Origin of the sequence: Devosia sp., assembly GCF_041917035.1 — a bacterium.
In the GTDB taxonomy this organism is placed as follows: Bacteria; Pseudomonadota; Alphaproteobacteria; order Rhizobiales; family Devosiaceae; genus Devosia_A.
The window spans coordinates 1-4291 of record NZ_JAYRYM010000291.1 but is presented as its reverse complement, the minus strand read 5'-3'; the positions used below and the strand labels follow the sequence as shown (position 1 = coordinate 4291).

Sequence of the window (4291 nt, the reverse complement as noted above, 5' to 3'; positions counted from 1 at the left end):
TTCTGCTCGCCGCCCGAGTACCTGGAGTTCATGCGCGAAACCCCCGAGATCGAGCGGATGCTGGTGCGCTCGGGCATACGCCTGTTCAAGTTCTGGTTCTCGGTGACACGCGACGAGCAGGCGCGTCGCTTTGCGGCGCGCGAGCACGATCCGCTCAAGCAGTGGAAGCTCAGCCCGATCGACCGGGCCTCGATGGACAAATGGGACGCGTATACCGAGGCCAAGGAGGCAATGTTCTTCTACACCGACACCGCCGACGCCCCCTGGACGGTGATCAAGTCCGACGACAAGCGGCGTGCCAGGCTCAACGCCATGCAGTTCTTCCTGTCCTCGTTCGGCTATCCGGACCGGGATGCGCACGTGGTGCACGGACCAGACCCGCTGATCGTCGGCTCGAGCGCGGCGGTGCTGGGGCTCGATCCGGGGTTGATCGGGCGGACCACGCACCCCGAACTCAAGCGCGGCGGCTGAACCACCAGGACCGGGCAGGTGTTGCGCCTTCGCGCTTGCGCGCCGCCCGGCCGGGCCCTAAACCCGGCGCGTCGAACGGCATGAAGGGCGGCCAGTGAGCGCCATTGCGGATGGATGGAGCGACCTCGCGGAGGCGTGGGCGCGGCGGCAGCTGGCCTTGTATTTCGCCTGGAGCGAGACGCTGGCGCGCTATCGGCGCAGCACCCTGGGGCCGCTCTGGCTGGTGCTGGGCACGATCGTGGGCGTGGCGGGCCTTGGCTTTGTCTGGAGCATCCTGCTCAATACAAGGCAAAGCGACTACATCCCCCAGGTGACGGTCGGCCTCGTGGTGTGGCAGCTGATCTCGGGGAGCATTACCGAGAGCGCCGGGCTGTTCGCGCGCAATGCCTCGATGGTGACCAATATCCGGCTGCCGAGTTTTCTTATCACGCTGCAGGCGTTCAGCCGACAGTTCATCAATCTGGGGCACAACCTCGTCGTCGTGGTGCTCGTCTTCACCATCTACCCCGAGCACCTCTCGCCGATGATGTGGCTGGCCCTGCCCGGCCTCGCCATCGTCGCGATCAACCTGATCGCCTTGACCCAAATTGTCGGCCTGCTGGGGGCCCGCTATCGCGATCTCGATCCGCTGATCACCTCGTTCATGCCGATCCTGTTCTTCCTCAGCCCGGTGATCTACCACAGCCGTCAGCTTGGTGCGGCCGAACTGGTGATGTCGTTCAATCCGGTTGCCCACTATATCAGGGTGATCCGCGACCCGATGATGGGCGTGCTGCCCGATATCAGCAGCTACGGTTGGGTCGCCGGGCTGACCGTCTTGACCGTTGCGCTTGCCCTCTGGCTCACCGGCGCGCGCGCCTATCGCCTGCCGTACTGGATGTAGGAGCCTGCCCGTGGCCAGCATGGATCTCGACGGCGTCGGCGTTGCCTACCCGATCTACAACGCTGCCAGCAAGTCGCTGCGCAAGCACCTGGTGCGGATCAGCACCGGCGGTCTGATCAAGGCGGATCGCGGACAGGTCGCGACGGTGCAGGCGCTGACCGACATCACGCTCAGGCTGGGCGACGGCGACCGCATCGGGCTGATCGGCCACAACGGATCGGGCAAGACCACGCTGTTGCGCACCATGGCCGGGATCTTCCGGCCGACTTCGGGTCGGATCAGCGTATCCGGTCGGGTCTCGACGGTGTTCGGTCTGGGTGCCGGGATGGATCCCGAGCTGACCGGCTACGAGAACATCATCCGCATGTCGATGCTGCTCGGCGCCTCCCACGCCGAGGCGCTGGCCGCCACACCGGGTATCGAGGAATTCAGCGAACTGGGCGGATTCCTGTCGATGCCGGTGCGCACGTACTCGGCGGGCATGACGACCCGGCTGCTGTTCGGCGTCGCGACCGCCACGCACCCGGAAATCCTGCTGATCGACGAGGTGATCGGGGCGGGCGACGCGGATTTCCAGGTCAAGGCCCGCAAGCGCATGAGCGACTTCGCCGCCAAGGCCAGCATCCTCGTCCTGGCCTCGCACTCCCCTGAACTGATGCAGAGCTTCTGCAACCGCGTGATCCGGCTCGAACATGGCCGCATCGTGAGCGACGAGGTGATCGCCAAGCGCGTCGACCACACTCCGCAGGACGAGGCGCAGACGACGGCACCGATCGCCGAGGCTACAGGGCGAAGGGCTTGAAGTGCTTGGAGAGCTTGAGGGTCTGGGCCTGGTAGTTGGATCCCAGCCCGGCCCCGTAGAGCCGATCCGGAACCTCCGACAGGCGTTCGTAGACCAGCCGCCCGATAGTCTGGCCGTGGCCGAGGAGGAAAGGCACTTCGCGGCTGCGCACCTCGAGCACGGCGCGGCTGCCCGTGCCGCCGGCAGCGGAGTGGCCAAAGCCGGGGTCGAAGAATCCGGCATAGTGCACCCGGAACTCGCCCACCAGAGGATCGAAAGGCACCATCTCGGCGGCATAGGCGGGCGGTACATGCACGCTCTCGCGCGAAACGAGGATGTAGAACTCGTCCGGGTCGAGGATGAACTCCTCCCGGCCACGGGTCACCAGCGGCTCCCAGTAGTCGAGCACGTCGAGTGTGTCCTTGAGGTCCATGTCGATGACGGGAGTATGGCGACGCGAGCGAAAGCCGATCAGGCCGCTGCGTCCATCGCCCTTGAGGTCGATGGAGAGCAGCACTCCGTCCCCGACCTCGGCATTGGGATCGAATACGAGCGTCTCGACATTGTGCAGCGTGCGGTGCTGGTGGGCATCGAGCCGGCTGTCGCCGACGCGGAAGCGCATCTGCGACAAGCGCGAGCCCTGCCGGATGCGGATGGGGAAGGTGCGAGGGCTGATCTCGAGGTAGAGCGGCCCATTGTAGCCGTGGGGCAGGACATCGAAGCCGCGGGCATAGTCGCCGATCACGCGGGTGAAGACGTCGAGCCGTCCGGTCGAGCTCTTGGGATTGGCGCTGGCACTGACCTTCTGCGGCAACTCGAGCTGTTCAAGCAGAGGCACCAGGTAGACGCAGTTGCGCTCGAGGACGGCGCCATCGGTGAGATCGAGATCATGCAGGCGCAGGGTTTCGATACGCTGCGCAACCGTGTGCTCGGGGCCCGGCAGGAAGCTCGAACGGACTCGATGCGCGACCGGTCCGAGACGCAGGTCGAGGCTGGCCGGCTGAATCTGGTCGGCATCGAAGGGACGGGGCGAGGTGATGCTGCCTCGGGCCGCCAGCCGTTCGATATAGCGGGCGGGAAACACGCCCTTCGCATAGAGTTCGCTGTCCAAGTGCCCTACCCCACCGTTCATTGTCGATAGCAACACCAGCGGTTGACGCCAAGCCGGGATGGGTCGTATATCCCCGGTCAGCGTCCCGGCGATGACGGCGGCGCCGGTGGTGATTTGGCCGGTCTGATTGCAGCCACCCAAAACAAGTCGCTAAAGAGACCCTGATGCCGGCCGCAGACGACGCGCGCCGGCTTTTTCGTTTTCGAGGCTTCGCATGACCAAGTCGAGGAACCCGCTCAGCGACCCCAGGAAGCGGTCTGCGGCAACGCAGCTGGTGCATGGTGGCACGCAGCGCAGCCAGTTCAACGAGACGTCGGAAGCGATCTTCATGAACTCGGGCTATGCCTACCCGAGCTCGCAATATGCCGAGGACCTGTTCCTCAACAAGATCAGCAAGCCCGCCCACAACTACTCGCGCTTCTCCAACCCGACGATGGAGATGTTCCAGGACCGGATGACGCTGCTCGAGGGCGCCGAGGCGGCACGCGCCTTTGCGACCGGCATGTCGGCGGTGACAAACGCGGTGATGAGCCAGGTGCGGGCAGGCGACCACATCGTGGCGTCGCGCCAGCTGTTCGGTGGCTGTCGCTACGTGGTCGAGGACCTGATGCCGCGCTTCGGCGTGCCCTCGACGCTGGTCGATGGCCGCGACCCGGCGAATTTCGAGCGGGCGATGCAGAAGAACACCAAGCTGGTGTTCATCGAGACGCCGACCAATCCGACGCTGGAACTGGTCGACATCGCCGCGGTGGCGCAGATCGCCAAGGCGCATGGCGCCAGGCTGATCGTCGACAACGTGTTCGCCACGGCAATGCTGCAGAAGCCGCTGCAACTGGGCGCCGACCTCGTCACTTACTCAGCCACCAAGCACATCGACGGCCAGGGCCGGGCCCTGGGCGGGGTGGTGCTGGGCAGCAAGGCGCTGATCGAGGGCGACGTGCACACGCTGCTGCGCCAGACCGGCCCGTCGCTGTCGCCGTTCAACGCCTGGGTGCTGCTCAAGGGCGTCGAGACGCTGGCCCTGCGGGTGCGGCAGATGACCGAG

The 4291-nt window shown here is 65.6% G+C and carries 4 protein-coding genes, 1 pseudogene and 1 riboswitch; of the genes and pseudogenes, 4 read left to right on the top strand and 1 reads right to left on the bottom strand.

All coding sequences use genetic code 11. The annotated features are described in order from the left end of the window. The 3 genes and pseudogenes from ACE3TU_RS19615 to ACE3TU_RS19605 form a co-directional block, all read left to right on the top strand. A pseudogene (locus tag ACE3TU_RS19615) lies at positions 1-471 on the top strand (polyphosphate kinase 2); the annotation flags it as partial. Positions 472-565: 94 nt separating this feature from the next. After that, positions 566-1354 carry an ABC transporter permease gene (locus tag ACE3TU_RS19610; RefSeq protein WP_374627305.1) on the top strand — a complete coding sequence of 263 codons (789 nt, stop codon included), beginning with the start codon at positions 566-568 and terminating at the stop codon, positions 1352-1354. A gap of 19 nt (positions 1355-1373) precedes the next feature. Next, positions 1374-2156: an ABC transporter ATP-binding protein gene (locus ACE3TU_RS19605; RefSeq protein WP_374627307.1), complete on the top strand. Its 783-nt coding sequence runs from the start codon at positions 1374-1376 to the stop codon at positions 2154-2156. Here the strand turns inward: ACE3TU_RS19605 and ACE3TU_RS19600 are convergent. After that, a complete protein-coding gene (locus tag ACE3TU_RS19600; protein ID WP_374627303.1) occupies positions 2137-3267 on the bottom strand; it encodes a 2'-deoxycytidine 5'-triphosphate deaminase in 1131 nt (376 codons plus the stop codon). The genes ACE3TU_RS19605 and ACE3TU_RS19600 overlap by 20 nt on opposite strands. A gap of 75 nt (positions 3268-3342) precedes the next feature. Beyond that, a riboswitch (SAM riboswitch) is annotated at positions 3343-3421 on the top strand. 39 nt (positions 3422-3460) lie between these two features. Here ACE3TU_RS19600 and ACE3TU_RS19595 point away from each other — a divergent pair. Next, positions 3461-4291, top strand: an 831-nt coding sequence (locus tag ACE3TU_RS19595; RefSeq protein ID WP_374627301.1) for an aminotransferase class I/II-fold pyridoxal phosphate-dependent enzyme, incomplete at its 3' end; no start/stop codon positions are given.